This window comes from Parafrankia sp. Ea1.12, assembly GCF_900465275.1.
GTDB classification, from domain to species: Bacteria; Actinomycetota; Actinomycetes; order Frankiales; family Frankiaceae; genus Parafrankia; species Parafrankia soli.
Genome location: NZ_UBIZ01000024.1, coordinates 1 through 231, shown reverse-complemented (window position 1 = coordinate 231; position 231 = coordinate 1). Strand labels below are relative to the sequence as shown.

Below are 231 nucleotides of genomic sequence, written 5' to 3'. Positions count from 1 at the left end.
CGAACCTGCATGACAGCCAGGTCCTCATCCCGCTGGTCGCGAGTATCCCGGCGATCCGTTCCCGGCATGGGCCACGGCGGCGCCGGCCGGACAAGCTGCGGGCAGACAAGGCCTACGACCAGCCGGAACTGCGGCGTTTCCTGCGCCGGCGTGGCATCGCGGTACGTATCGCCCGCCGAGGTGTGGACAGCGTCGAACGCCTTGGCCGGTACCGGTGGAAAGTCGAAAGAA

1 protein-coding gene is annotated in these 231 nt (G+C 68.0%); it reads left to right on the top strand.

The window, feature by feature from the left end; all coding sequences use genetic code 11:
- Positions 1-231 (top strand): transposase (locus FMEAI12_RS36435; RefSeq protein ID WP_368672035.1); only part of this gene is annotated, 231 nt, incomplete at both ends.